Annotated in this window: 22 protein-coding genes; 4 read left to right on the top strand and 18 right to left on the bottom strand. The window is 56.7% G+C overall.

All coding sequences use genetic code 11. The annotated features are described in order from the left end of the window. Positions 1 to 159 precede the first annotated feature (159 nt). From H7846_RS15215 to H7846_RS15150, 14 genes are all read right to left on the bottom strand, one after another. Positions 160 to 1,683: a sulfatase-like hydrolase/transferase gene (locus H7846_RS15215; RefSeq protein WP_186693264.1), complete on the bottom strand. Its 1,524-nt coding sequence runs from the start codon at positions 1,681 to 1,683 to the stop codon at positions 160 to 162. A gap of 47 nt (positions 1,684 to 1,730) precedes the next feature. Beyond that, positions 1,731 to 3,158 carry an MFS transporter gene (locus H7846_RS15210; RefSeq protein ID WP_186693262.1) on the bottom strand — a complete coding sequence of 476 codons (1,428 nt, stop codon included), beginning with the start codon at positions 3,156 to 3,158 and terminating at the stop codon, positions 1,731 to 1,733. Positions 3,159 to 3,232: 74 nt separating this feature from the next. Continuing rightward, complete coding sequence (gene ilvC / locus H7846_RS15205) at positions 3,233 to 4,258, bottom strand: ketol-acid reductoisomerase (RefSeq protein WP_186693260.1); 1,026 nt, start codon at positions 4,256 to 4,258, stop codon at positions 3,233 to 3,235. Positions 4,259 to 4,364: 106 nt separating this feature from the next. Further along, a complete protein-coding gene (ilvN, locus tag H7846_RS15200; protein WP_186693258.1) occupies positions 4,365 to 4,982 on the bottom strand; it encodes an acetolactate synthase small subunit in 618 nt (205 codons plus the stop codon). A 108-nt stretch (positions 4,983 to 5,090) separates the two neighbouring features. Beyond that, positions 5,091 to 6,863 (bottom strand): biosynthetic-type acetolactate synthase large subunit, encoded by a 1,773-nt coding sequence (gene ilvB, locus H7846_RS15195; RefSeq protein ID WP_186693251.1) that lies wholly within the window; start codon positions 6,861 to 6,863, stop codon positions 5,091 to 5,093. A gap of 20 nt (positions 6,864 to 6,883) precedes the next feature. Continuing rightward, a complete protein-coding gene (locus H7846_RS15190) occupies positions 6,884 to 7,309 on the bottom strand; it encodes a hypothetical protein (RefSeq protein ID WP_186693237.1) in 426 nt (141 codons plus the stop codon). Between the two features lie 26 nt (positions 7,310 to 7,335). After that, positions 7,336 to 9,036 carry a dihydroxy-acid dehydratase gene (gene ilvD, locus H7846_RS15185; RefSeq protein WP_186693235.1) on the bottom strand — a complete coding sequence of 567 codons (1,701 nt, stop codon included), beginning with the start codon at positions 9,034 to 9,036 and terminating at the stop codon, positions 7,336 to 7,338. Continuing rightward, positions 9,037 to 9,252 carry a hypothetical protein gene (locus H7846_RS15180; RefSeq protein WP_186693233.1) on the bottom strand — a complete coding sequence of 72 codons (216 nt, stop codon included), beginning with the start codon at positions 9,250 to 9,252 and terminating at the stop codon, positions 9,037 to 9,039. Between the two features lie 116 nt (positions 9,253 to 9,368). Then, on the bottom strand, positions 9,369 to 10,007 hold the full coding sequence (gene leuD, locus H7846_RS15175; RefSeq protein WP_186693231.1) for a 3-isopropylmalate dehydratase small subunit: 639 nt from the start codon (positions 10,005 to 10,007) through the stop codon (positions 9,369 to 9,371). Continuing rightward, on the bottom strand, positions 10,007 to 11,443 hold the full coding sequence (gene leuC / locus H7846_RS15170) for a 3-isopropylmalate dehydratase large subunit (RefSeq protein WP_186693230.1): 1,437 nt from the start codon (positions 11,441 to 11,443) through the stop codon (positions 10,007 to 10,009). The genes leuD and leuC overlap by 1 nt, the downstream gene beginning before the upstream one ends. Further along, positions 11,440 to 12,156: a hypothetical protein gene (locus H7846_RS15165; RefSeq protein WP_186693228.1), complete on the bottom strand. Its 717-nt coding sequence runs from the start codon at positions 12,154 to 12,156 to the stop codon at positions 11,440 to 11,442. Before H7846_RS15165 ends, leuC begins: the two co-directional genes overlap by 4 nt. Continuing rightward, entirely contained in the window at positions 12,157 to 12,339 is a 183-nt protein-coding gene (locus tag H7846_RS15160; protein ID WP_186693227.1) for a hypothetical protein, read from the bottom strand. It abuts the gene before it with no gap. Between the two features lie 4 nt (positions 12,340 to 12,343). Next, positions 12,344 to 13,450: a 3-isopropylmalate dehydrogenase gene (gene leuB, locus H7846_RS15155; RefSeq protein ID WP_186693226.1), complete on the bottom strand. Its 1,107-nt coding sequence runs from the start codon at positions 13,448 to 13,450 to the stop codon at positions 12,344 to 12,346. 75 nt (positions 13,451 to 13,525) lie between these two features. Beyond that, positions 13,526 to 14,704 carry a 2-isopropylmalate synthase gene (locus H7846_RS15150; protein WP_186693225.1) on the bottom strand — a complete coding sequence of 393 codons (1,179 nt, stop codon included), beginning with the start codon at positions 14,702 to 14,704 and terminating at the stop codon, positions 13,526 to 13,528. A gap of 151 nt (positions 14,705 to 14,855) precedes the next feature. On the opposite strand from H7846_RS15150, the gene H7846_RS15145 reads away from it, so the two are divergent. The 3 genes from H7846_RS15145 to H7846_RS15135 all read left to right on the top strand — a co-directional run bounded on the left by H7846_RS15145 (position 14,856) and on the right by H7846_RS15135 (position 17,126). Beyond that, positions 14,856 to 15,764 (top strand): LysR family transcriptional regulator, encoded by a 909-nt coding sequence (locus tag H7846_RS15145; RefSeq protein WP_255460671.1) that lies wholly within the window; start codon positions 14,856 to 14,858, stop codon positions 15,762 to 15,764. 127 nt (positions 15,765 to 15,891) lie between these two features. Next, complete coding sequence (locus H7846_RS15140; protein ID WP_186693223.1) at positions 15,892 to 16,323, top strand: Spy/CpxP family protein refolding chaperone; 432 nt, start codon at positions 15,892 to 15,894, stop codon at positions 16,321 to 16,323. Between the two features lie 203 nt (positions 16,324 to 16,526). Further along, positions 16,527 to 17,126: an outer membrane beta-barrel protein gene (locus H7846_RS15135; protein WP_186693222.1), complete on the top strand. Its 600-nt coding sequence runs from the start codon at positions 16,527 to 16,529 to the stop codon at positions 17,124 to 17,126. A gap of 65 nt (positions 17,127 to 17,191) precedes the next feature. On the opposite strand, the gene H7846_RS15130 is transcribed toward H7846_RS15135, so the two are convergent. The 4 genes from H7846_RS15130 to H7846_RS15115 all read right to left on the bottom strand — a co-directional run bounded on the left by H7846_RS15130 (position 17,192) and on the right by H7846_RS15115 (position 21,572). Then, positions 17,192 to 17,725, bottom strand: a complete 534-nt coding sequence (locus tag H7846_RS15130; RefSeq protein ID WP_186693221.1) for a porin family protein — start codon at positions 17,723 to 17,725, stop codon at positions 17,192 to 17,194. 119 nt (positions 17,726 to 17,844) lie between these two features. Next, the gene (locus H7846_RS15125) at positions 17,845 to 18,396 is read right to left on the bottom strand and encodes an outer membrane beta-barrel protein (protein WP_222597518.1); all 552 of its coding nucleotides are present in this window, start codon (positions 18,394 to 18,396) and stop codon (positions 17,845 to 17,847) included. Between the two features lie 127 nt (positions 18,397 to 18,523). Beyond that, the gene (locus H7846_RS15120) at positions 18,524 to 20,383 is read right to left on the bottom strand and encodes a hypothetical protein (RefSeq protein ID WP_186693219.1); all 1,860 of its coding nucleotides are present in this window, start codon (positions 20,381 to 20,383) and stop codon (positions 18,524 to 18,526) included. 97 nt (positions 20,384 to 20,480) lie between these two features. After that, a complete protein-coding gene (locus H7846_RS15115) occupies positions 20,481 to 21,572 on the bottom strand; it encodes an energy transducer TonB (RefSeq protein WP_186693218.1) in 1,092 nt (363 codons plus the stop codon). Between the two features lie 362 nt (positions 21,573 to 21,934). Between H7846_RS15115 and galE the strand changes: the two genes are divergently transcribed. Then, a complete protein-coding gene (gene galE / locus H7846_RS15110) occupies positions 21,935 to 22,903 on the top strand; it encodes a UDP-glucose 4-epimerase GalE (RefSeq protein ID WP_186693217.1) in 969 nt (322 codons plus the stop codon).

The raw sequence follows: 22,903 nt of genomic DNA, 5'->3' as shown, positions 1-22,903 counted from the left end.
GGAAACACCCCCTAGAGCATGGGGATTTTGTGACGAAAACCGCAGTGTTTCAGGGAATGGAGAATAGCTGAATCAAAAGGGGATTTCCAGCATTCGACGGCAATACGCGTCTCGAAAGAGTATGGCTGCGTGTGTTGTTCTTCCGACGGAAGATGGTCGTTATATTCGACTGCGGCCTGCGGATTGAATCTGATTGAGCTTTGCCAACATACGTTGGACGATCTCTGGATGCGCTGCCGCTACATCGTGATGTTCCCCAGGATCAGAGATGCGATCGTAAAGCTGCGGACGCGGAGCGTTGCCTAATTCTGTTTTTGTATAGGGATCGAACGCCGCTTTATTGTCTCCGCGGATGACCTTCCACTGTCCATCGACCAGTGAAAGTGCTCCGGCCTCTTCGACAAGTGATTCACGTCCAATGCGTGAACGCCCAAGCAGCGCGGGTAGAAGATCGACGCTGTCAGGGGCATCGTTATGTTGAAGTTGCTGGCCAGTGAGCGAGGCAAACGAGGCCAGCAGGTCGATCTGATCAACCAATGCGTTCGAAGTCGTTCCAGATTTAATGCGGTCCGGCCACTTCGCAATAAACGGCACGCGGGTTCCGCCATCGAAGTTGCTGTACTTGCCTCCGCGATAGATCCCGGCGGGCTTGTGTGAGCCTAGTTTCTTTACTGCATCATCCTGGTATCCATCATCGACGACGGGACCGTTATCACTGGAAAAGACGATGAGTGTGTTGTGTGCGATGCCTTGTTTCTCCAGCGTTTGAACGATGCGACCGACACACCAGTCGAGTTCGGCGATCGCATCGCCGCGTGGTCCCATCGAAGTCTTACCGACGAAGCGTTCGTTCGGAAGTCGTGGAACGTGGATGTCGTGCACGGGATAGTAGAGGAAGAACGGATGATGGCTGTTCTGCTCAATGAAGTGAACTGCCTTGCCGGAGAGCGTATCTGCAATGTCTTCGTCAACCCAAAGGGCTGACTTACCGCCTTCCATGTAGCCGATGCGGCTGACGCCATCGACGATAGCCATATCGTGTCCATGGCTGGGCTTCATCTTCAGTAGCTCAGGATGATCTTTACCGGTCAGCTCGCCAGGGAAGGCAGCTTTGTAGCTGATGTGGATTGGATCAGCAGGATCGAGATTGACGACACGATGGTTCTCGACAAAGACGCAGGGAACGCGATCTGGCGTTGCGGGGATGATGAATGAGTAGTCGAATCCAATTTCAAGAGGACCAGGTTTAATGTCGCCGTTCCAATTGATCTCTCCGCTGCCCAGCCCGAGATGCCATTTGCCGACGATACCGGTTGTGTATCCAGTACGCTTCAACAGCGATGGCAGTGTGAGTTGATGGGTGTCGATGATGAGAGGTGCGTCGCCCGGAAGGATTCCCGTTCCTTGCTTGCGCCAGGCGTATTGCCCTGTCATCACGGAATAGCGCGAGGGAGTACATGTAGCCGAGGTCGCGTGAGCGTCCGTGAACCGCAACCCCTGGGAAGCGAGAGCGTCGATATTGGGTGTCCGCACAGAAGTTGCGCCGTAGCAGCTGACATCGCCGTAGCCGAGATCATCGGCATAGATAAAGATGATGTTGGGCTGAGAGGAAGGCTTTGCCGCGCCAAGCAGTCCGGTCGCTGTCGCTGCGCTGAGGGTTTGGAGAAACTGTCTGCGGTTCATCGCAGACTATGTTACTCGAACCTTCAGCGCGAACCGATTGTATGAAGTTAAGCGGCGCGAATCTCCAGATCGGGATCAGAATAATGTCCGCTGGTCATTGCGCCGGCATTGCGAGGAAGGCCAAGAGCTTCAATAGCAGGTGCGAGAGCGAGCAGAGAGGTGCAGAGGATTGCAATCTGGAAGTCACGAAGCGGTGGATGAGCCGGAGAGTGGCCGCTGGCATGAGCAACAAGTCGAAGGGTAACGGCTCCAACCGCGACTCCCATTCCCATAGAAAGCTGCATGACGGCAGAGAGAAATCCGTTCGCGCGTGACATGCGCTCTGGAGGAATCTCTGCGTAGGCCAGTGTTGTCATGCAGGTGAACTCAAGGGAACGGGCGGCTCCGTGGAAGAAGAGAAGTGCAGCGATCAGCGCGGGTGGCGTGTGTGGTGTAAAGGTGGCGCAGAGCGCTACAGAGACGGCTACGATGATTCCATTGAAGATGAGCAGGCGGCGGAAACCGAATTTGCGAAGGATCGGGATAACAATCGACTTCATGCTGAAGTCGCCGCCGAAGAGCGCGAGTAGGTAGAGTCCGGAGGCAAAGGCGCTGAGCCCGAACGATATCTGAAACATAAGGGGAAGCAGGAACGGGAGAACTCCCACAGCGACGCGAAAGAGGCTGGCTCCATAGATGCTGAGCCGGTAAGTCTTGAGACGAAGTGACTCGATGTCGATCATCGATGTGGGGTTGCGCCGTGCAGTGAAGATGGCGATGTATCCACTCAGGCAACTGAGCACGAGGACGACAGCAGGCATCGTCCAACGGCTATCTCCAGCGCCGAGTTTTTCCAGGGCAACGACCACACCGGTAGAGGCGGTACCAGCAAAGATAAAAGTCAGCCAGTCGAGGGGATGCTGTTCGTCGGAGCGTACGTTTTCAATCCAGAGAATGGTGAGAACAAGAGCGATGATGCCGATAGGAAGATTGAGCAGGAAGATCCAGTGCCACGAAAAATAGGTGGTGATGAATCCCCCGATGGGTGGACCGATAACAAGCGCTGCAAGGCCGGGCCAGCTGATGTAGGCGATAGCTTGAGCGAGTCTGTCTTTTGGCGTCGTGCGCAGAACAATCAGGCGTCCAACGGGAACCATCATGGAGCCGCCGATGCCCTGGAGAATACGCGTAAGTGTGAAGGTCGTAAGATCCGGAGCCGCAGCGCAGAGCAATGAGGCAAGAGTGAAGATGCCAATAGCTGAGGCAAAGACCGTCCGTGCACCAAGGCGGTCTGCGACCCATCCGCTAATAGGGATGAAGACGGCGAGGGTGATGAGATAGGCCGTCATTCCGATGTTGAGCCGGACGGCCCCCACGCCGAAGCTCTTCGCCATTTGCGGAAGAGCCGTAGCGATGATGGTGCCATCGAGATTCTCCATAAAAAAAGCTCCGGCAATCAGCGTAGTGACGTACAGGGGAGAACGGGGGCTCTTCATGGGTCCTTTCTTGCGGCAGAAATGAAAAAAGAAGCCCGGCTCGCAAGCCGGGCTTCTGAAACGACAGGCCGGACTTAGGCTTTGACGACGGCTCCATCGACCACCTTGACGGGGTCGAGGAAGGGCATCGCCTTACGCAGCTCGGCGCCGACCTTCTCGATGCCATGCGCAGCTTCCTGCTGGCGGATGCGAGCGAACTCGTGACGGCCGGTCTCGTTCTCCTCGATGAACTTCTTAGCGAACGACCCGTCCTGGATCTCCTCGAGCAGCTTCTTCATCGCCTTCTTGGTCTCAGCGGTGACGATGCGCGGGCCGGCAACATAGTCGCCCCACTCTGCGGTGTCCGAGATGGAGTGACGCATATAAGCAAGGCCGCCGCGATACATCAGGTCGACGATCAGCTTCAGCTCGTGCAGCACCTCGAAGTAGGCGAGCTCGGGCTGATAGCCAGCCTCGGTCAGCGTCTCAAAGCCAGCCTTGACGAGAGCGGCGGTGCCTCCGCAGAGGACGGCCTGCTCGCCGAAGAGGTCGGTCTCGGTCTCCTCGGTGAAGGTGGTTTCGAGAACTCCGGCGCGGGTGCAGCCAATTCCCTTGGCATAGCTGAGGGCGAGCTCGAGCGCTTTGCCGCTGGCGTTCTGCTCAACAGCAACCAGCCCAGGAACGCCGCCGCCTTCAGTGAAGACCTCGCGGACGCGATGACCGGGAGCCTTGGGAGCGACGAGCGCGACATCGACTCCGGCAGGAGGAACGATGGTACCGAAACGGATGTTGAAGCCGTGCGCGAAGAGAAGAGTCTTACCAGGAGCCAGGTTGGGCTCGATCTCGGCTTTGTGAACCTTCGCGGCGGTCTGGTCGGGCGTAAGGTTCATGATGACGTCGGCCCACTTGGAAACATTGGCCACGGTGTCGACCTGAAGGCCGGCCTTGCGGGCGCGATCGGCGTTGGGAGATTCGGGGCGAAGTCCTACGCGAACCTCAACACCGGAGTCCTTAAGGTTGAGGGCGTGAGCGTGGCCCTGCGAGCCGTAGCCGATGATGCCGACTTTCTTGGCCTGGATGAGGGAGAGGTCTGCGTCTGCGTCGTGATACGTCTTTGCCATGATGTCTTCTTTCCTTAGGGGTGTAATAAGTTTATAGGTTTCGAGCCAGTTTTGCCTTTCGCTGTCATCCTGAACGGAATAGCGGCCAACAGGCCGTGGCATGGAGCTATGCTTCGTCCTCTGCGAATTGGTTAGGGAGATCGTCGGTCTCTGGACGATCCGGATACGCAGCGGGTGTTTCTTCAGCGGTCTTTGTGCCGAGAGCCTTCAGCACGCGGCCGGTATGATGCCCGCGACGCATGGCCATACGGCCTGTACGCGAAACTTCAAGGACCTCGAAATTCGATTCGCGCAGAACCTGCAGAAGACCTTCGATCTTGCTGGCCGCTCCGGTCATCTCCAGCATGATGGACTCGGGGGCGAGATCGACGACGCGCGCGCGGAAGACATTGGCCAGTTCGAAGATCTGCGATCGCGAGTGCTGGCCGTGCGGCGTGGTGGGGCCAGCGGCGACCTTGATGAGGCAGAGCTCGCGGATGACGGCTTCGCTGCGGCCGAGTTCGTCAACATCGCGCACGATCTCGAGCTTGTAGAGCGAAGCCCGGACGCGGTCCGCAGCGTGCTCAGGAGCGTCGCAGACGATAGTCATGCGCGAGACGCCCTCACGCTCGCTCTCACCGACGGTGAGCGAGACGATGTTGACGTTGAGACGGCGAAAGAGGGAAGCGACCCGGGTTAGGACGCCGGGCTTGTCATCTACGAGGGCTACGAAAGTGTGGAGCATGGAAACCTCAAATTGAGACCGCGGATCAGCACGGATGGACGCGGATTGAAGAACATATTGGGGTTGAATCCGCGGTTATCCGCGTAATCTGTGGTCGGTTCCTATTTGTTATTCATCCTCTGCTGTTTCGATCAGCGGGTTGGGCCTACGGACCATCTCGTGCAGCGCAGCACCAGGAGCGATCATCGGGTAGACACCATCTTCCTTCTCCACCGAGAAGTTGATGACGAAGGCCGTCGGTGCTGTGCGCGCCTGTGTGACTGTGGTGGTCACATCCTTGCGCTGGGTGATGTGAGCGCCGGGGATGCCGTGAGCGTCAGCCAGTTTGACGAAGTCCGGAGAGAGGATGGGCGAGCAGGCATAGTTCTTGTCGTAGAAAGCCTCCTGCCACTGGCGTACCATGCCAAGGAAGCCGTTGTTGATGACGGCAACGTTGATGTGCAGGCCCTCCTGCTGGATGGTGGAGAGCTCGGCGGCAGTCATCTGGAAGCCGCCGTCGCCGGCGATGCACCAGACATCGCAGTCGGGGCGCGCCATTTTTGCTCCGATGGCAGCGGGTAGAGCGAAGCCCATGGTGCCGAGGCCGCCGGAGGTGATCAGCGTACGCGGGTCTTCGTGCTTGTAGTACTGTGCCTCCCACATCTGGTGCTGGCCTACGTCGGTGGCGATGATGGTCTTGTCGAGGCGGCCTGCGGCCTTGGCCTCCTGCCAGATATCGTTGATGACATGTGCGGCGTAGAGGTGGCCGTTGTCGGGCAGGTTGATGATGTCGCGTACGGCGGCGTCGCCCTTCATGGCGCGAATCTCGCGCAGCCACTCGGCGGTGGTGTGGCGGTCACTCGCTTTCTCATAACTGGGATCAGCGATTAGAGGCTGCATCGTGTTGAGCACCTCTTTGAGATCACCGATAAGCGCGACATCGACCTTGACGTTCTTGTTGATCTCGCTGGGGTCGATCTCGATGTGAATCTTCTTCGCATGAGGAGCATAGCTGGCGAGGTTGCCAGTGACGCGGTCATCGAAGCGCATACCAAAGGCGAGCAGCAGATCAGCCTGCTGGATGGCGTTGTTGACCCAGCTCTCGCCGTGCATGCCCATCATGCCAAGCGCCAGCGGATGCGATGCGGGGAAGGAGCCAAGGCCAAGCAATGTGGTGGCGACGGGCACATGATAGCGTTCCGCGAAGTTGAGGACCTCTTGCTCGGCACCAGAGAGCGTGATGCCGTGGCCGGCGAGGATGACTGGACGCTTTGAGGCGCGCATCAGCTCGATAGCGCGATGCATTTCTGCGGACTCGGCGCGAAGCATCGGATGAGGGCGATAGGGCGCAGGCGCGGCATCTTCGAAGTCGAAGATTGCGGTGCCCTGCTGCGCGTCCTTGGTGATGTCGACCAGCACAGGGCCTGGACGGCCAGAGGCAGCGATCTGGAAGGCCTCACGGATCATGGGCGCAATGTGCTCTGGCTTGGTTGCGACGAAGTTGTGTTTTGTGATCGGCAGAGTGATGCCGGTGATGTCAATCTCCTGGAAGGCGTCGCTGCCAAGGACCTTGGATGAGACCTGTCCAGTGATGCAGACGATGGGGGTCGAGTCCATCATCGCCGTTGCGATGCCGGTGACGAGGTTCGTCGCACCGGGGCCTGAAGTGGCGATGGCGACGCCGACTTTGCCTGAAGCGCGTGCGTAGCCGTCGGCCATGTGCGCCGCGCCCTGCTCATGCCGCGTGAGCACATGGTGAATGGGGAACTTGCGCAGAGCGTCGTAGGCGGGAAGGATGGCTCCGCCGGGGTAGCCGAAGACCGTGGTGACACCTTCGCCTACGAGCGTGGCCCAGAGTATCTCGGCTCCGGTCAGGGTGGGGTGCTGATTTTTATCGGTCATGATGTTCTCCTTTGCTGCGCCTACTGTTTGTAAAAATAGATTCCCCAGTCGGGGTCTTCTTCAATCGAAATATGACCTAACAAGTTTTTCTCAAATACTGGATTGCCATATGAATAGGTCTCAAACTTGTCATGTAGTACACCGACGTACGGAAAAAACTGTGTGCTGTAGCCAACAGAATCAATATTCGAAGGTTTCCAAGTCCCGCTGATGCTCTGTGGGGATCCCGTCTTTGGTTCTACTAGTTCAGTAAATGTATGATCCCGATTCACTACTAATGTTGCTGTGCCTTGGTCAGTAGTTGCTTTGTATTTGCCGAGGATCTGCTCCTCGGTTGGTTTGATATGCAGTGCTATGACGAGCATCATATTTCCGTAGTAGAGAACCGGTATTGCCAAGAAACATGCCAACGCAATCCCTGCCAGGATGAACGGTGTAGCAATCAATACAACGGTTCTCTTTTTCATAGCGGTTAAGTTGTCACAGCGCCTTCGCTCGCGCTGCTTACGGTATTGGCATACTTCGCGAAGACTCCTCGCTTGAAGCGTGGTTCGGGCTGTTTTACTTCCTTCAGGCGCTTGGCGATTTCTTCCGCTGGGACCTCAAGCCGCAGCTCGCGGTTTTTGATGTCGAAGGTGATTTTGTCGCCTTCCTGCACGGCTGCGATGGGGCCACCAAGATAAGCCTCGGGAGCGATGTGCCCGACCATCAGGCCACGAGTGGCTCCGGAGAAGCGGCCGTCGGTAAGGAGCGCGACAGTCTCGCTAAGCTCAGGAATGCCTTTGATGGCTGCGGTGACGGCGAGCATCTCGCGCATACCCGGTCCACCGCGCGGACCCTCATAGCGGATGACGCAGACATCATTCGGCTTGATCTTTCCTGCTTCTACTGCGGCGAAGCAATCATCTTCGGAGTTGAAGACACGTGCAGGGCCGGTGTGCAGCACACGTTCGTGGCCTGCGACCTTGACCACGCAGCCATCAGGAGCAAGATTGCCCTTGAGGATGACGAGTCCGCCGGTCTGCTTCAGAGGCTTGTCGACCGGATAGATCACAACCTGTCCGGGCGTCTCTACTGCGTGCGTTGCCTCTTCAGCAAGGGTCTTTCCGGTAACGGTGATCTGGCTGCCATCGATCAGGCCTGCATCGAGCAGACGCTTGGCGAGCAGACGGGAGCCTCCTGCTTCCTGATAGTCCTGTGCGGCGTACTTGCCTCCGGGCGAGAGATCGCAGATGTGAGGAGTGCGGTCGCTGATGGCATTGAAGTCGTCCATGGTGAAAGGGATGTCGAACTCACGCGCAATGGCAAGCAGGTGAAGCACGGCATTGGTGCTGCCGCCCGATGCACAAGCAGCGGCATAGGCGTCCTCGATGGTTTTGCGGGTAACGATCTTGCGTGGAGTGAGGCCGGTGCGGGCGAGCTGCATCACCAGCTTTCCGGCTTCGCGGCTGGCTTTCGCCTTCTCCGGTGACATTGCGGGGACACCAGTGATCTCGATCGGCGAGATGCCGAGGAACTCTCCAGCCATCGCCATGGTGTTTGCGGTGAACTGACCACCGCAGGCTCCAGGGCCGGGGCATGCTGCGGCTTCGACGGCTTCGAGCTCGTCGTCGCTGATCTTTCCGGCGGCGTGGGAGCCGATGGCTTCGAAGACCTGAAGGATCGTGATCTCTTTGGTGGAACCGTCCTTCTGCGGCAGCTTACCGGGAGCGATAGAGCCCCCGTAGAGCATCAGGCCGGGGATATTGAGACGTCCGAGCGCCATGATGGCCGCCGGCATGTTCTTGTCGCAACCGGCGATGCAGACCAGGCCGTCGAAGGAGTTGGCGCGGGTGACAAGCTCGATCGAGTCGGCGATGACCTCACGCGAGATGAGCGACGCCTTCATGCCCTGCGTGCCCATCGTGATTCCGTCGTGTACGGTGATGGTGTTGAACTCCATCGGAGTGCCGCCGGCTTCACGGATGCCCTGCTTGACGGCTTCGGCTACCTGACGCAGATGGAAGTTGCAGGGGCCGACCTCAGTCCATGTGTTGGCGATGCCGATGATGGGCTTGTGGAGATCTTCTTTGCTGAAGCCGACGCTACGGAAGTAGCTGCGTGCAGCCGCGCGGTTAGGGCCTTCGGTGAGGACTACGGAGTTCTTCTTCGCTGGATCGAGTTCGTTGCTCACTTAGTTGCCTTTCAAGTTCAGTGGTGATTGTGGCGACTGCTCGTGGAGAGCATCCGGATTTTCAGCTTGTTCTTTCTTCGCATCATTCCAGCCTGCTCGCCAACTGGCGTCTAGAGAATCGAGAACATGGAACGGTTCGCCGCGCATTCTTGCTCGATATCCTTCCTCGTATCGAGAAAGATCGATTGGTTCCGGGGTGCCGAATTCCGGTATCATCTTTGATTTTTCCTGATAAATCGGGCATTCAGCCCTCTGTGCTTCTATTGTGGTTTTCCTGGGGCTTGTCCCAGGCTGGTATAGAGCTCCTTTGGAGCTTGCTTCTGAATTTTCGTTTATGAAGCTTTGGAGGTCTTGGGTGCAGACCAGAAATCCTTGTTATGTTTCGATTCGAATTTGTCGAGTGCCTCGGTATGGCGTAGCGTCAAGCCGATGTCATCCAGTCCGTTCAGCAGGCAGTACTTGCGGAAGGGATCGATCTCGAAGGTTGCATTGAAGCCAAGCTCGTCGGTGACAGTCTGGGCTTCGAGATTGATCGTCAGCTTGTGGTCGGGATTCTTCGTGCAGCGATCAAGTAGCGTCTGGACGTCTTCTTCGGAGAGGCGGACAAGGATAATGCCGTTCTTGCCTGCGTTTGAGAAGAAGATATCGGCAAAGGTTGGAGCGATCACAGCGCGGAAGCCGTACTGATTGATCGCCCAGGCCGCGTGCTCGCGGGAACTGCCGCAGCCGAAGTTCTTCTCGGCGATGAGGATCTCGGCGCCTTTGTACTCGGGCTTATTCAGTACGAAATCTTTGCGTTCCTCAACGTGATCCGGCGTCTCGAGATCATACCGCCAGTCGAAGAAAAGGAACTCGCCGTAGCCTGTACGCTCGATGCGCTTGAGGAATTGCTTCGGGATGATCTGGTCCGTGTCGATGTTGGGCAGTGGCAGCGGCACGGCTTTCGAGGTAATGATGTTGATAGGTTCCATTAGTTCTTCGCTCCTTCCGTCTGCTTCCACTTGCGAATGTCGGTGAAGTGTCCCGTGATGGCGGCAACGGCGGCCATCTCAGGCGAAACCAAATGCGTGCGTCCGCCGCGCCCCTGACGACCTTCGAAGTTGCGGTTTGATGTAGAGGCGCAACGCTCACCGGGAGAGAGGATGTCCGGGTTCATGCCCAGGCACATCGAGCAGCCAGGCTCGCGCCATTCAAAGCCTGCGGTCTTGAAGATCGCGTCGAGGCCTTCTGCTTCGGCCTGACGCTTCACCGCCTGCGATCCGGGGACGACCATCGCACGGACCGTGGTCGCGATGTGATGTCCCTTGACCACCTTTGCTGCAGCGCGCAGGTCTTCGATACGGCCATTGGTGCATGAGCCGAGGAATACAGCATTGATCTTGATCTCTTCCATCGGCGTGCCGGGCTTCAGGTCCATGTACTCGTAGGCGCGCTCGAAGCTCTTGCGATCGGCCTCGGTCTTCGCTTCGTCAAGCGTGGGGACTTTGCCCTCGATGGTAGCGTGCATGCCAGGCGATGTCCCCCAGGTAACAGCGGGAGCAAGTGTTGCCGCATCGATATACAGCTCACGATCAAAGGTTACGCCTTCGTCGGTCGGCAGCGTCTTCCAGTGTGAGACGGCTTCATCCCATGCCGCACCTTGTGGCACGAAACGGCGACCCTTCAGGTAGGCGAAGGTCGTCTCGTCGGGAGCGATCATGCCTGCGCGCGCGCCTGCTTCGATGCTCATGTTGCAGATGGTCATGCGGCCTTCCATCGAGAGCGCGCGGATGGCGGAGCCGGCGTACTCGATGACGTGGCCGGTGGCGCCATCGGTGCCGATCTTGCCGATGATGTCGAGGATGATGTCCTTGGCGGTGACGCCGAACGGAAGCTTGCCGTCGACAGTGATGCGGAAGGTCTTCGGTTTGTCCTGCGGAAGCGTCTGCGTGGCCATCACGTGCTCCACTTCGCTGGTGCCGATGCCGAAGGCCAGCGCGCCAAAGGCTCCGTGAGTGGAGGTGTGCGAGTCACCGCAGACGATGGTCATGCCTGGCTTGGTCGCTCCCAATTCCGGCCCGATCATGTGCACGATGCCCTGCGAAGAGTCCTGCACATCGAAGAACTCGACGCCAAACTCGGCGCAGTTCTTACGCAGGGCATTTACCTGTGCAGCAGAGATCTGATCGACAATATGCAGCCGGTCGTAGGCGCTGGTCGTCGGTACGTTGTGGTCGACTGTGGCGATATGGCGGTCAGGACGACGAATCCTGCGGCCTGCCATGCGAAGTCCATCGAAGGCCTGCGGGCTGGTGACTTCGTGGACGAGATGCAGGTCAATGTAGAGAATCGTCGGTTCGCCCTGCGGTTCGGCAACGATGTGCTGCTCCCATACTTTTTCGAACAACGTTTTCGGTGCTGTGCTCATGGTTTTGCCTTTGGTGTCGTGTTGCTCAAGCTCTGGTTTGGTTCTGTCGTGGTCTCAGGAGGAAGCGTGTTACGAGCTCCGATCGTACTGGGATTGATTGGATGAGGTGTGCCATCCGGATCGATGAGAAAGACGCGCGTAACGTTCTGGAAAGTCTTCTTATCGGCAAGCGGCTGTGAGGTCCAGCGAGCAATACTGCGTGTCAGTGCGGCGGGAAGATGTGCCGGGTCCAGCGAACGGTTCGAAAAGACCCACATCGTATAGGTTGCGGCGCTATCGTCCGTGGTCCTGTTATCGCTGATCCAGTCGATCGCTGCGAATACGACCAGAGGACGGGCAATCCCCAAATCGACCCATAACAGTCCGCGATTAGGACAGAAGTGTTGGACACATCCATCTGCGTTGAAATAGCGGTTATCGTCGCCGATTACATGACCTGGAACCGCGAGGAACTCTATAGCGACGTCGCTGAGAGGTTTGTTCTTGTCCCAGAAAGACTGCGGAGCCGTGAGGTACTTCTGTAGAAATGGCTTGAAATGTGGATCCCAGAGAAGAGCATTCTCACGACTGCCAGGGGCAGGTTGTGTGTACTGCCACATCCACGAGAGATCTTCTGTCTGCGGCTTGTCATGCTTCCAGGGAAGCTGCGCAAACCCACCCGGTGCCAGGGTTGGCAGCAGGGCTACGGCGGCGAGTTGGAGCAGACAGCGCATTTATTTCGAATACTTCGAAGGAACAGGTTTCTTTCGAGTCAGTAGGACGAGCACGTTCACCAAAAGAAACATGACCACCCCGGCAATTACTAACGGAACGACAGGTGCGCCGAGGCGCCAGCGGTAATACAGCGCTGCGACGACTGCCAGATTCATCAAAGCTAATTTCAGACGCCAGTTCATCGTTCTATACGGCGTGCATGGCCTGGCGGCGGTCGATCGATTCGGCCAACGCCTGATGGACATGTTTACCCATCTCCTGCGTGGAGACGAGCTGCACATTCTCGCCTCCGCGAGCAATATCAGCAGTGCGATAACCCGCATTTAGAACCTTGAGGACCGCTTGTTCGACCGCGCGCGCATCCTGCTCCAGATTGGCCGAGTGACGCAACACCATCGCAGCGGTCAGAATCGCGCCAAGCGGGTTCGCTTTACCGGTTCCGGCGATATCGGGAGCCGAGCCATGCACCGGCTCATAGAGATTCACAGCGCCACCAATGGTTGCTGAGGGCAGCATGCCGAGTGATCCAGTGATGACTCCAGCCTCGTCGGAGAGGATGTCGCCGAAGAGATTCTCGGTCAGTACGACATCGAAATTCCGCGGGATGTTCATGATGTGCATCGCCATCGAATCGACGAGCTGATGTTCAAGCGTGACATCGGGATAGTCTTTGGCAATCTCTGTAACGGTGGCGCGCCACAGCTGCGAGACTTCGAGAACGTTGGCCTTATCCACCGAGGTGACCTTCTTGCGACGCTTCGAAGCCAATTCGAAGGCGACACGGGCGACGCGAACAACCTCGTCGCGGGTGTAACGCATGGTGTTGATGGCCTCGTTGGTCTCCTTGTTCCACCAGCGAGGAGCGCCGAAGTACAACCCACCTAACAGCTCACGAACAAAGAGGATGTCGGTATCCTTGGTGACTTCAGGGCGCAGCGGTGAGCTGGCGGCCAAAGCTGAATAGGCAACTGAAGGTCGCAGATTGGCAAAGCCGCCAAGCGCCTGGCGAATCTGCAGCAGACCGGCTTCAGGGCGTTTGTCCGGAGGAAGGGAATTGAACTTGTTGTCTCCTACAGCTCCCAGCAGAACCGCGTCGGAGTCAAGCGCAGCATCGAGAGTTGCTGTTGGAAGCGGCGATCCCGTCTCTGTAATCGCGATACCGCCGATCAATCCCTCGACGAAGGTAAAGTCATGTCCGCCCAATTCGGCGACTGCGCGCAGAATGTTGGTAGCTTCCCGTGTAACTTCAGGACCGATGCCGTCGCCGGCGAGGACTGCAACTTTAAGACGCATTCTCTTTCCTTCTCTTCGGTGGTAAGGTTTCGCCTTGCTCTTCATGGTTGCGATTGCTAAGTGTTGCCAACTTTGCTAGGTCGTTACGGCAGCAGGAGCCTTCTCCGGCTTCAATAGCCCAAGAATGTCCTGGTCGTAAATTGACTTCTTGCGATCAGCTAGCTCGGTGAAGCGGTGATACACCTCGTCGAGCTGCTCGCGTGTCAGCGTATGACCCAGTTTCTCCAAACGATCCGCCAGCGCGCGCCGCCCCGAGTGCTTGCCGAGCACAAGGTTTGTGCTTCCCGCACCGACCGAAGCCGGAGTCATAATCTCGTAGGTCAGTGGATTGGCCAGTACACCATGCTGATGAATTCCCGATTCATGCGCGAAGGCATTTGCTCCGACGACAGCCTTGTTTGGAGCGACTCCGAAGCTGATGCACTCGGCCAGCATCTGACTGGTCGGATAGAGTTTCTCCATCACGATGTTGTTTTTGTAGGGGAACTTGTCGCGGCGAACCATCAGGGCTGCAGCAATCTCTTCCAGTGCAGCATTGCCTGCGCGTTCACCAATGCCGTTGATGGTGCACTCCACCTGTCGTGCGCCACCCTGAATTCCTGCCAGTGAGTTTGCAACCGCCATGCCGAGATCGTCGTGGCAGTGTGTCGACAGAACGACATTCTCGATTCCTGGAACCCGCTCGCGCACCATGCGGAAGATGGCTTCGTACTCTGCGGGAGTGGTGTACCCAACGGTATCGGGAATATTGATTGTGGTTGCGCCCGCCTGAACCGCCACGGTGATCATCTTTACCAGGAAGTCAGGATCGGTACGAGTGCCGTCTTCGGTCGAAAACTCAACGTTATCGGTGTAGGTCAGGGCTTGCTTGACGGACTCAGCCGCCTGATCGAGCGCCTGCTCTCGGCTGATGCGCAGCTTATATTCCAGGTGAAGATCTGAGGAGGCAAGAAAGATGTGAATGCGATTCGATCTGGCTGGCTGAATCGCACGGCCTGCGGCATCGATATCTTCGCGCTTACAACGGGCCAGCGAAGCGATGCGGGTCCCGGTTACCTCACAGGCGATCGCCTGCACGGCGTCGAAGTCACCCTCGGATGCGATGGCAAATCCTGCCTCAAGAATGTCCACGCCCAGGTCACGAAGCTGGTGCGCCATGCGCAGCTTTTCGTCGTGATGCATGGTGCAGCCGGGAGACTGCTCCCCATCGCGAAGGGTGGTATCGAAAAAGACGATCTGGTCGGGATTTTGCATAGCGTGGGTTACTCTCGATCCTTGACTCGATCTAGACGTTATCATAACGCAGGCTTATGATGGTTTCCGCGTATATCAAAACTTCTAATTGAAGTATTCGCAGAATCAAAGGCATTTGGCCTCAACGAGGTGCAGCGTGGATCTGGTCCAGATGGAGACATTTCTGGCCGTAGCGGAAGAGCGAAGTTTTTCACGGGCCGCCTCTCGGCTCCATCGTACTCAGCCTGCGGTCAGTCAGGCAATCGCCAAGCTCGAAAGTGAACTCGGCGAGGTGCTCTTTGACCGTTCCTCCAGAGATGGCACCCTCACCGACGCAGGGGAGGTCTTGCGCGAGTATGCCGCTAAGATGTTGAATCTAAGGAACGAAGCCTCAGGAGCCCTGGGTGAGCTGCGCTCCTTGCACCGTGGCCGGTTGAACCTGGCGGCCAACGAATATACCAGTCTGTACTTGCTGCCTCTGCTGGACGAGTTTCGGAAGCAAAACCCCAGGATCAAGCTGGCCGTCCAACGTACCCTCGCCAGTCGCATTCCGGACGAGGTGCTGATGCACTCGGTTGAGTTTGGTGTGCTCTCGTTCCGGCCTGACGACGCGCAGATCAAGTCAATTGTGGTCTACCACGATGAGCTGGTGTTGATCGTCAACCCGCGTCATCCCTTGGCGGGGGCGGGAAAGGTATCGATTCGGCAGCTCGGAATGCAGAACTTTATCGCGCACAACATCCCTTCGCCCCAGCGCCAGAAGGTGATCCAGACCTTCAAGAAACATAAGACTCCGCTGCAGATGGGGGTGGAACTGCCCTCCCTGGAGGGGATCAAGCGTTTGGTGGAGATGGGGAATGGGGTGGCCCTGGTCCCCCGATTGACCGCCGTTCCAGAGCTGGCAAGCGGGGCGCTGGTGATGTTGGAGGTTCCAGAACTCCAGACGGAACGCAAGTTACGACTGGTCTATCGTCGCCAGGCTAATCTTTCCCACGCCGCCCTGGCTTTTCTCAAAGTGGTGGAAGCTTATGCTGCCACGCACGGCGATCCATACTGCTTTCAGCCAGAGCGCGGGGCCTGATCGTTCGGCGAAGCCGTCAATTTTTCCTTCACCTTGCCAGAACATTTCTTCAGAAATAGGCGTCTGAAGAAACAGACTTTTGGGTTCCAGCAGTTTCCAGCTCATCCCAAATGTGAGGTGAAGTTCCATGAGAATGATCTTTCCAAAGGCAGGTATGCGGATGGCCATGATCGCCATCTGTAGCGGCGCCCTTTGCTCGATTCCAGCGATGGCGCAGGATACAACGACAGCACCGGCTCAGCAGGGAACGCACGCCCGCGGTATGCGGGGAGACAGGACTGCAATGCTGACCAAGCAGTTGAACCTTACTGCCGATCAGCAGACCCAGGTTAAATCGATCGATGATGATACCCGTTCGCAGATGATGGCAATTCGAAACGATACTTCGATGTCGAAGGCCGACAAGCGGTCGAAGATGATGGACCTCCATAAGTCTTCCGACGATAAGATTCGGGCCGTCTTGAATGACGATCAGAAGACGAAGTTCGACGCGATGCAGGCAAAGATGCAGGCGAGGATGAAGGAACATAAGCAGGCGGGCGAGTCGGCTCCCCAATAGACCAATCCAGACCTGTTATTCCTGAGCCGGGGGCACAAGAATGTCCTCCGGCTTTTCTGTGTCTCTCGTCACCCATAGCCTTCCCTTGTGCGGTTACAATGAAGAGACAGTGACGAAGGTGCTGGAAGTGATTGCGGTAAAGACCGTTGTCAGCAATCAGCCCCGAGTTGTTCTGGACGATTTTGAAGGGATCTGGCAAACGAATGAAGAAGACGATGTTGTTGGGCGCGCTGATGCTGCTGGCATCCGTCGGGTATGCGCAGGAAAGCCGGCAGGACGTAAGCGCGAGCGTGATCGGTGTGTTTACGCCGCAGGTCAACGGAAACGCGGTACAGATGAACACGACGAAGCCAATCGGATTCCTGGGGAGCTATCGGTATATGCTGACCCCTCGTAGCGCACTCGAGCTGAACTACTCGTTCGCGCAGTACATCTCGAAGTACAGCACCAGCTTTCTTCCCAATGTACGCATCCATACCCGCCAGCAGGAGATTACCGGAGCGTATGTCTACAACTTCCGGAATTTCCGGAATTTCAATCCCTTTGTGGAAGCGGGCGTGGGAGGACTCATCTTCACTCCCATTCGCGATTACAAGACCACCAACTTCGATACGCGGCAGAATACGAGCATTGGAGCATTATTTGGCGGCGGTGTCGCCTATGAGCTCAGCCCCAGCTGGGACGTCCGCGTGGAGTATCGCGGCTTCGCTGTGAAGGCTCCGGACTTCGGCCTGACGAACTTCAAGACCAACCGATGGGAGGTCATTTCCATCCCTGCGGTCGGTATGGCGTATCACTTCTAACATGCTCTGACGCGAGAAAAAGCCCCGGAATCTCCGGGGCTTTTCTCTTTAACTCAGACGAAAGGTTAGAAACGGTAGGCTGCCCCGATGGTAACCATGGAAGGCGTCAGACCGTGGTCTGGAAAGCCAAACCAGTGCTGGTACTCATACTCTCCGCGAAGGTTGATGTGACGAACGAGGGTGTAATCCAGTCCGCCTCCTACGGCCATCATGTTGTAGGCAAGGTTGGCCAGGGTCTGTCCACGGTAGGTGAAGTTGAAGACCCCTCGCCCGTAGAGGGCTTTCACGTAGGGAGAATAGCGTTCGTGATAGGTCCTTGAGTAGCGCGGTCCGATCTCGTAGGTCTTCTCGTAAATATTGCTCTGGCCGTCCTTCAGGTAGCGAAACTCACCTTCTACGCCGAGGTGGTGATAAAAGTCATAGTCCACATAGAGAGTCGTTCCATTGACTCGTTGGGGAAGATAATCGGTGTTGGCATTGGACCAGCCAACTCCTACCTGCAAAGATGCCGGGCGGGTGGCGGTTGGACGAGCTTGGGCATGAAGGGTCGTCGCGGACGTGGCACAGACGACTGTGGCAATCAGAATTTTCTTAAACAATCACGTTCCCCTGAAAGAGCTTTTGAGAAGGCTGTAAGACGGGCAGAAAAAGCTTGTTAAAAGAAAACTGCTCCGCCTTATTTATTCTATTCGGCGGAGCAGCGGTGAAGGATGAGATTTTAGAAATGGTAAGCGGCACCGAAGGTAAAGACATAAGGAGTCAACCCATCCGGTTTCCAGCCGGGCCAGCGTTGATATTCAAAGTCGACGGCCCGAACATTGAAATGACGCGAGACGGTGTAATCCACGCCGCCACCAAAAGCATAGATCTTATGGTGGTAATTCGTGTTCGGTTTACCCGATCCTTTGTCGTAATTGGTCGGGAAGAAGCCAAGTCCCAACAGGCCTTTGGCATACGGGTGGAAACGCCCGAAATGAAGAACATAACGGGGTCCCAGAAGATATGTGTTTTCGCCGATGTCGGTTGGAGTGATGACATTGACTCGATGAATATCGCCTTCGATCCCGATGTGCCGGGTGAAATCGAAGGTTCCATAGATGCTATAGCCCTGGATTTTCCGTTGCCCATAATCAGGACTTGCAAAGGAGTAACCAGCGCCGACTTGCAGGCCCGAGTTCCGTGTTGCTGTCGGAATCGCCTGAGCATAAGACATCTGAGCCGCAGTCCACAAAAGAAAAACTATTAAAGTGGTAAAAAGAAAGCGTTTCAACTCGTGTTCCTCCCGAGGGGTAAACTTTCAGGCTAAGTGGGAAGCAAAACGAGCATGTCTTCCCATGATGGTCGAAAGTGTGGGGGGCCGAATGGGTTGTTTCAGACCCCCGGGAAAAATCGAAAGATCAATTCTGCGGCGGATTCGATGTTCCGGTGGTCGCCGCAGGTGCTGCCGGGGTTGTTGTGTCGGCAGGTGGTTGGGGTTGGGGAGTATTCGCCGGTGCTCCAGCAGCGGGAGCAGTTGTGTCCGGCGCCTTGTAGTAGCTGAGTTTGATATAGATCGGTGTTACCTCGAACGGCATCTTGTCGGCAGCCGACAGAAGCGGCTCGAAGCCAGTGTGCAGAGTGATCAATTGTTCGGTCCAGGGATCACGACGCAGGAAGCTGGCAAGAGGCATCGCAGCCTGCTGCTTCAGGTCAGCCATGTCGAGTTTCGGGCTCTTGGCGATCAAAGGCGCCATCCAGAAGGTCTGGTCCTTGTCGCTCTTGACCAACCCATCGCCAATCATTGGCTGGTTCAAAGATTTGAGAGCTCCTAACCGTGCCTGAAGCTGCTGGAGGTAAAGACCAAAGTACTGCTGTCCTCCGGCAAGCTCCTTCGCATTGAGCAGCTCCAGCGCCTTCTTGGCCGCAGCTTCGTTGTCCGCATCGGTATGGTGCATCGGAATGCGATTGAACACCGAGGTGGTGGGGAAAAGCAGCCGGTCGTTGAAGGCAAACTTCGTATCCAGGCGATGGCCGAGGATAACGTGTGCCAGCTGGAAGGCCAACAGTGCATTCAGGTTGCCCATCTGCTGAGCACCATCCTGGCTGAGGACCGCAGTGGTATCGATCAGGCTCTTGGAAAGGATGATCGTGTTTCCGATGGAGAGTGACTCCAAAGGCTCGGTGAGCAAGGTGCGAACGTGAATTGGTCGGGAGAGCGTGATGTTGTTGTAGGCCAGGATATTGGTCGCCAGAGCCTCGAGCGTCTTATCAAATTCGCTCGGCGCATCCAGCAGGCCGGCCTGATATAGCCGCTCTACAACGTTGTCTTCTGCCTGCTGAACCCAGGCGCGCTGCGCTCCCAATGGGCTTACATCCTGTGCCTCGTTGCTGACGTCGGTTGCTCCCACAACATCCAGCGAGGTGTTCTCCGATTCCTTCTGCGGAACCTTCAGCATGTACCCCCAGATGTGGCTGTTTGCCTTGAACTTCAGGCTGCGGTTCACGCTCTTGGCATCGCTCTCTTCGACGTAGAAAGAGGTCGGGAGCCAAAGGTTCGGCTGTACGTTGGTGCGCCAGCTATCAAAGTGGTAGTACTCGCGCGATCCCTTTTCTGAGCCGGCGAAGCTGCCGTTGAAGCGAACAACGTTGCCTCCCTGCGTTTCCACCCAGATACGGCCATGAAAGCGTCCGATTTTATTCTTGGTGCTTGGCGAAACGTCAAAGATCGCCGTCGGGGTGTTTCCAAGAAACTCGTTGCGAACATAGGCGAACTGGTAGTGCTCACGGTCGAAGTCGTTCGAGTCCATCAACAACATCTGGATAAAGCCCGTTGAGCTGAAATTCAGGTGCAGGTTGTCGCCAAGACCTGTAATGAATGAAGCCGAGTGCTTGAAGAAACCGAATTTGCTGGGAGCCTCTCCTGTCGCGGTCGCCCTGTTCCTCTGAAAGGAGTCGTCACCAATGATGCGGCCGAACTCGACGCGGCCCAGGAAGTGCTGGTCCGACTCAGGTACCTGCACCAGCTGGTTATCGGGGCGCATGTTCTGGATGTAGGTTTCGACCAGCGGAGCGCGCTCTTTGATGGCCTTGATGACTTCCTTCTCGCGTGCAACCGCCTTGTCGATCAGTTGACTTTGGCTTGGCGTCAGCTTGGCGGAAGGAAGAACCTGTTCTTTCTTCTTGCCCGGCAGAATGGAGGCGAAGGCCGCCTGGGCGGACAGAGTGGTTGCGAGCACTGCCACGGTCAGACCGACAGTCTTGTGTTTCCCAAGGATCATAATTTTGCGGCTCCTGTGGTGACCGGAAGGTCACCCCGTCTTTTGTAGTTAGTCATAATAAAAATCAAAAAAACTTCGGCCAAATCAGGCACAAATCTCATCCGGCAAGCTGAAACGCCACATTCACAATTCCTTCCCAATCGACGGGGTTTCCAGAGGCATCGGTAGCGGGCTGAAACCTTGTGCCCTGCACGGCGCGAATTGCGGACTCTCCTAGCCCATAACCGAGATCGCTCGTGACTCCCAGAACGTGTACGGCTCCAGTGCTCGAAACGCGCACCCGAACCGAAACGGTTCCTTCGATCCGCTGCCGGATCGCTTCGCTCGTGTACTCAGGACGCGGTTTATAAAGCACTTTGGGCGCTTTGGCTGCTGAGGATGCTGCCAGAGCAGGAGCTTTGGGCATCTCCGGTGTCACCGCGCGGCCAAGGTTGACCGGAGCGGAACCGGCGGTACGGCTCGTGGAGTTCATCGGTCCATTGCTTCCCGCAACTCCGAGCTTCACCCCTTGCACTGGGCGTGTGCCGTTTCCTGACATAGCCTGGCTGCCCGGCGAACCGGAACCCAGGTGGACCTCTGTCGCCCGCGGTCCCGTTCCTGTGTTCGAGGCCGGCATTCCCGGCATACCTCTCTGGCCGAGATCAACCGCTGCGGTGGCAGGGCGATTCGATGGCGCGATGGGGTTGTCCGGCCGTCCAAGAGCGACTGCCGTTGGATGCGAAGAATTGTTGATGACTGAGGCTGCCTGGGGATGCGCCAGCGAAACGACCTTCGGCGCGGCCGGCGCAATCACCCGCTTCGGAGGAGCTGGCGGAACATTCGGTACCGGATGCTCCATCTTCACTTCCATCGGCTTCGGCTCAGGCTGCTTGATCTCCGGCAGCGTGATCTTCGGAGGTGCGACCTTTGTGACTGGAGGAGGGGGAAGAGGCTTCGGAAGAATCTTGGGCTTCGGTGGCTCGACCGGTTTGGGAGGAAGATTGAGACTGATCTCCATCAACTTCGGAGCATTTTCGATCGTCTTCTTCGCAGCAGCACCCAGAATGCAAACAATGATTGCAACAATGACGTTCAGGGTAATCGAAGTAAACAACGATCCCTTGCTTTGTTGCCCATCGTTAAGAACGCCGAAATGAGAAAACTGTACGCTCGGCGGGTTAAGAACATCAGTGTGTAATGGCTTGGCCATGACAAGTCCTTCTTGTTGACACCCCTCTGCAGAAGAGGTGGAACATGGGGACCAATCCTAAGGACTGGTGTACCGGGGAGGATGAACCCCCAGCCCATTTGGGAAAATATCGTTCGAGCGTTTCCGCTCGATCAGTCAGTTGTGTGACAGGCAACGTGCTTGCTGTCGCCGTAAAACATATACAAGACAGATAGGAAGAGGTTCGTCAGGGGTGCAGCACGTTGCAATTCGGGGTCCATCCGGTCATATTAGCCTTTGCCGGGGTTTTCCCGAATTGGTACTGCAAGTATAGTGCCGCAACCCCTGTTTTGTAGCACTGGCACTTTTGTGGTATGCAGGAAGTTGCAATAGGAGCTAATAGAATGAATGTTTTAGTCACCGGAGGAGCAGGCTATATTGGCGGAACTGTTAGCAGGATGCTTCTGGCTGCAGGCCATAAGGTCACTATTTTTGACAACCTTTGTCACTCTCGCAGGGAATCCATTCCCTCCAGTGCGCAATTTATTCAGGGAGATCTCGCCGACCGCCCGGTGATCGAGGCAACACTTCGCGAAGGTCAGTTTGATGGAGTCCTGCACTTTGCTGCCCTGATCGAGGCTGGTGAGAGCATGAAGGTCCCAGAGATCTACTTTCATAACAATACGATGGCAACCCTTACCCTGCTGGAAGCCATGTTGGCGACCGGTCATAAGCGCCTTGTTTTCAGTTCGACGGCGGCCTGCTATGGAGAGCCGGAAAAAACTCCCATTACCGAAGACGCCCATCTCTTGCCAACCAACGCCTATGGAGAGAGTAAGTTGCTGGTAGAGCGGATGTTAACCTGGCTCAACCGTATTCAGGACCTACGCTATGCCAGCCTCCGTTACTTCAATGTGGCGGGTGCGATCGATGGGTATGGCGAGGCGCATGAACCCGAGTCGCACCTGATTCCGCTCATCCTTGATGTCGCCCTGGGACGCCGGGCCAGCATTAAGATCTTCGGCCAGGACTATCCCACCAAGGACGGCACCTGTGTGCGCGACTACGTCCACGTCAGCGATCTGGCAGATGCCCACTTCCTTGCACTTCAGGCACTGGATAACAACAGCCGGTTGATCTACAACCTCGGCAGCGGACAGGGTTTTACTGTGCGCGAAGTCATCGATTCGGTTCGTCGCGTGACTGGAAGGCCCATCACGGTTGAAGAGTGCCCACGACGCCCTGGCGATCCCGCAGTCCTCGTTGCCAGTTCGGAGAAGATCAAGGCCGAGCTGGGATGGAAACCAAAGTTTGCCAAACTCGATCAGATTGTTACCAGCGCCTGGCAATGGCATCAGCAACGTTACGCTTGA

Source organism: Edaphobacter sp. 4G125 (genome assembly GCF_014274685.1).
GTDB lineage: Bacteria > Acidobacteriota > Terriglobia > Terriglobales > Acidobacteriaceae > Edaphobacter.
The sequence above is the reverse complement of the archived record's forward strand: the minus strand, read 5'-3'. Positions and strand labels throughout refer to the sequence as shown.

Excerpts from the sequence above, each read along its gene's own strand:
- H7846_RS15215 (WP_186693264.1), bottom strand. The coding sequence starts at position 1,683 with ATGAACCGCAGACAGTTTCTCCAAACCCTCAGCGCAGCGACAGCGACC.
- H7846_RS15145 (WP_255460671.1), top strand. The coding sequence starts at position 14,856 with ATGGAGACATTTCTGGCCGTAGCGGAAGAGCGAAGTTTTTCACGGGCC.
- galE (WP_186693217.1), top strand. The coding sequence starts at position 21,935 with ATGAATGTTTTAGTCACCGGAGGAGCAGGCTATATTGGCGGAACTGTT.
- H7846_RS15150 (WP_186693225.1), bottom strand. The coding sequence starts at position 14,704 with ATGCAAAATCCCGACCAGATCGTCTTTTTCGATACCACCCTTCGCGAT.
- H7846_RS15180 (WP_186693233.1), bottom strand. The coding sequence starts at position 9,252 with ATGATACCGGAATTCGGCACCCCGGAACCAATCGATCTTTCTCGATAC.
- ilvN (WP_186693258.1), bottom strand. The coding sequence starts at position 4,982 with ATGCTCCACACTTTCGTAGCCCTCGTAGATGACAAGCCCGGCGTCCTA.
- H7846_RS15210 (WP_186693262.1), bottom strand. The coding sequence starts at position 3,158 with ATGAAGAGCCCCCGTTCTCCCCTGTACGTCACTACGCTGATTGCCGGA.
- ilvC (WP_186693260.1), bottom strand. The coding sequence starts at position 4,258 with ATGGCAAAGACGTATCACGACGCAGACGCAGACCTCTCCCTCATCCAG.
- H7846_RS15140 (WP_186693223.1), top strand. The coding sequence starts at position 15,892 with ATGAGAATGATCTTTCCAAAGGCAGGTATGCGGATGGCCATGATCGCC.
- ilvB (WP_186693251.1), bottom strand. The coding sequence starts at position 6,863 with ATGACCGATAAAAATCAGCACCCCACCCTGACCGGAGCCGAGATACTC.
- H7846_RS15115 (WP_186693218.1), bottom strand. The coding sequence starts at position 21,572 with ATGGCCAAGCCATTACACACTGATGTTCTTAACCCGCCGAGCGTACAG.
- leuB (WP_186693226.1), bottom strand. The coding sequence starts at position 13,450 with ATGCGTCTTAAAGTTGCAGTCCTCGCCGGCGACGGCATCGGTCCTGAA.
- H7846_RS15120 (WP_186693219.1), bottom strand. The coding sequence starts at position 20,383 with ATGATCCTTGGGAAACACAAGACTGTCGGTCTGACCGTGGCAGTGCTC.
- H7846_RS15160 (WP_186693227.1), bottom strand. The coding sequence starts at position 12,339 with ATGAACTGGCGTCTGAAATTAGCTTTGATGAATCTGGCAGTCGTCGCA.
- H7846_RS15165 (WP_186693228.1), bottom strand. The coding sequence starts at position 12,156 with ATGCGCTGTCTGCTCCAACTCGCCGCCGTAGCCCTGCTGCCAACCCTG.
- leuC (WP_186693230.1), bottom strand. The coding sequence starts at position 11,443 with ATGAGCACAGCACCGAAAACGTTGTTCGAAAAAGTATGGGAGCAGCAC.
- leuD (WP_186693231.1), bottom strand. The coding sequence starts at position 10,007 with ATGGAACCTATCAACATCATTACCTCGAAAGCCGTGCCGCTGCCACTG.
- H7846_RS15135 (WP_186693222.1), top strand. The coding sequence starts at position 16,527 with ATGAAGAAGACGATGTTGTTGGGCGCGCTGATGCTGCTGGCATCCGTC.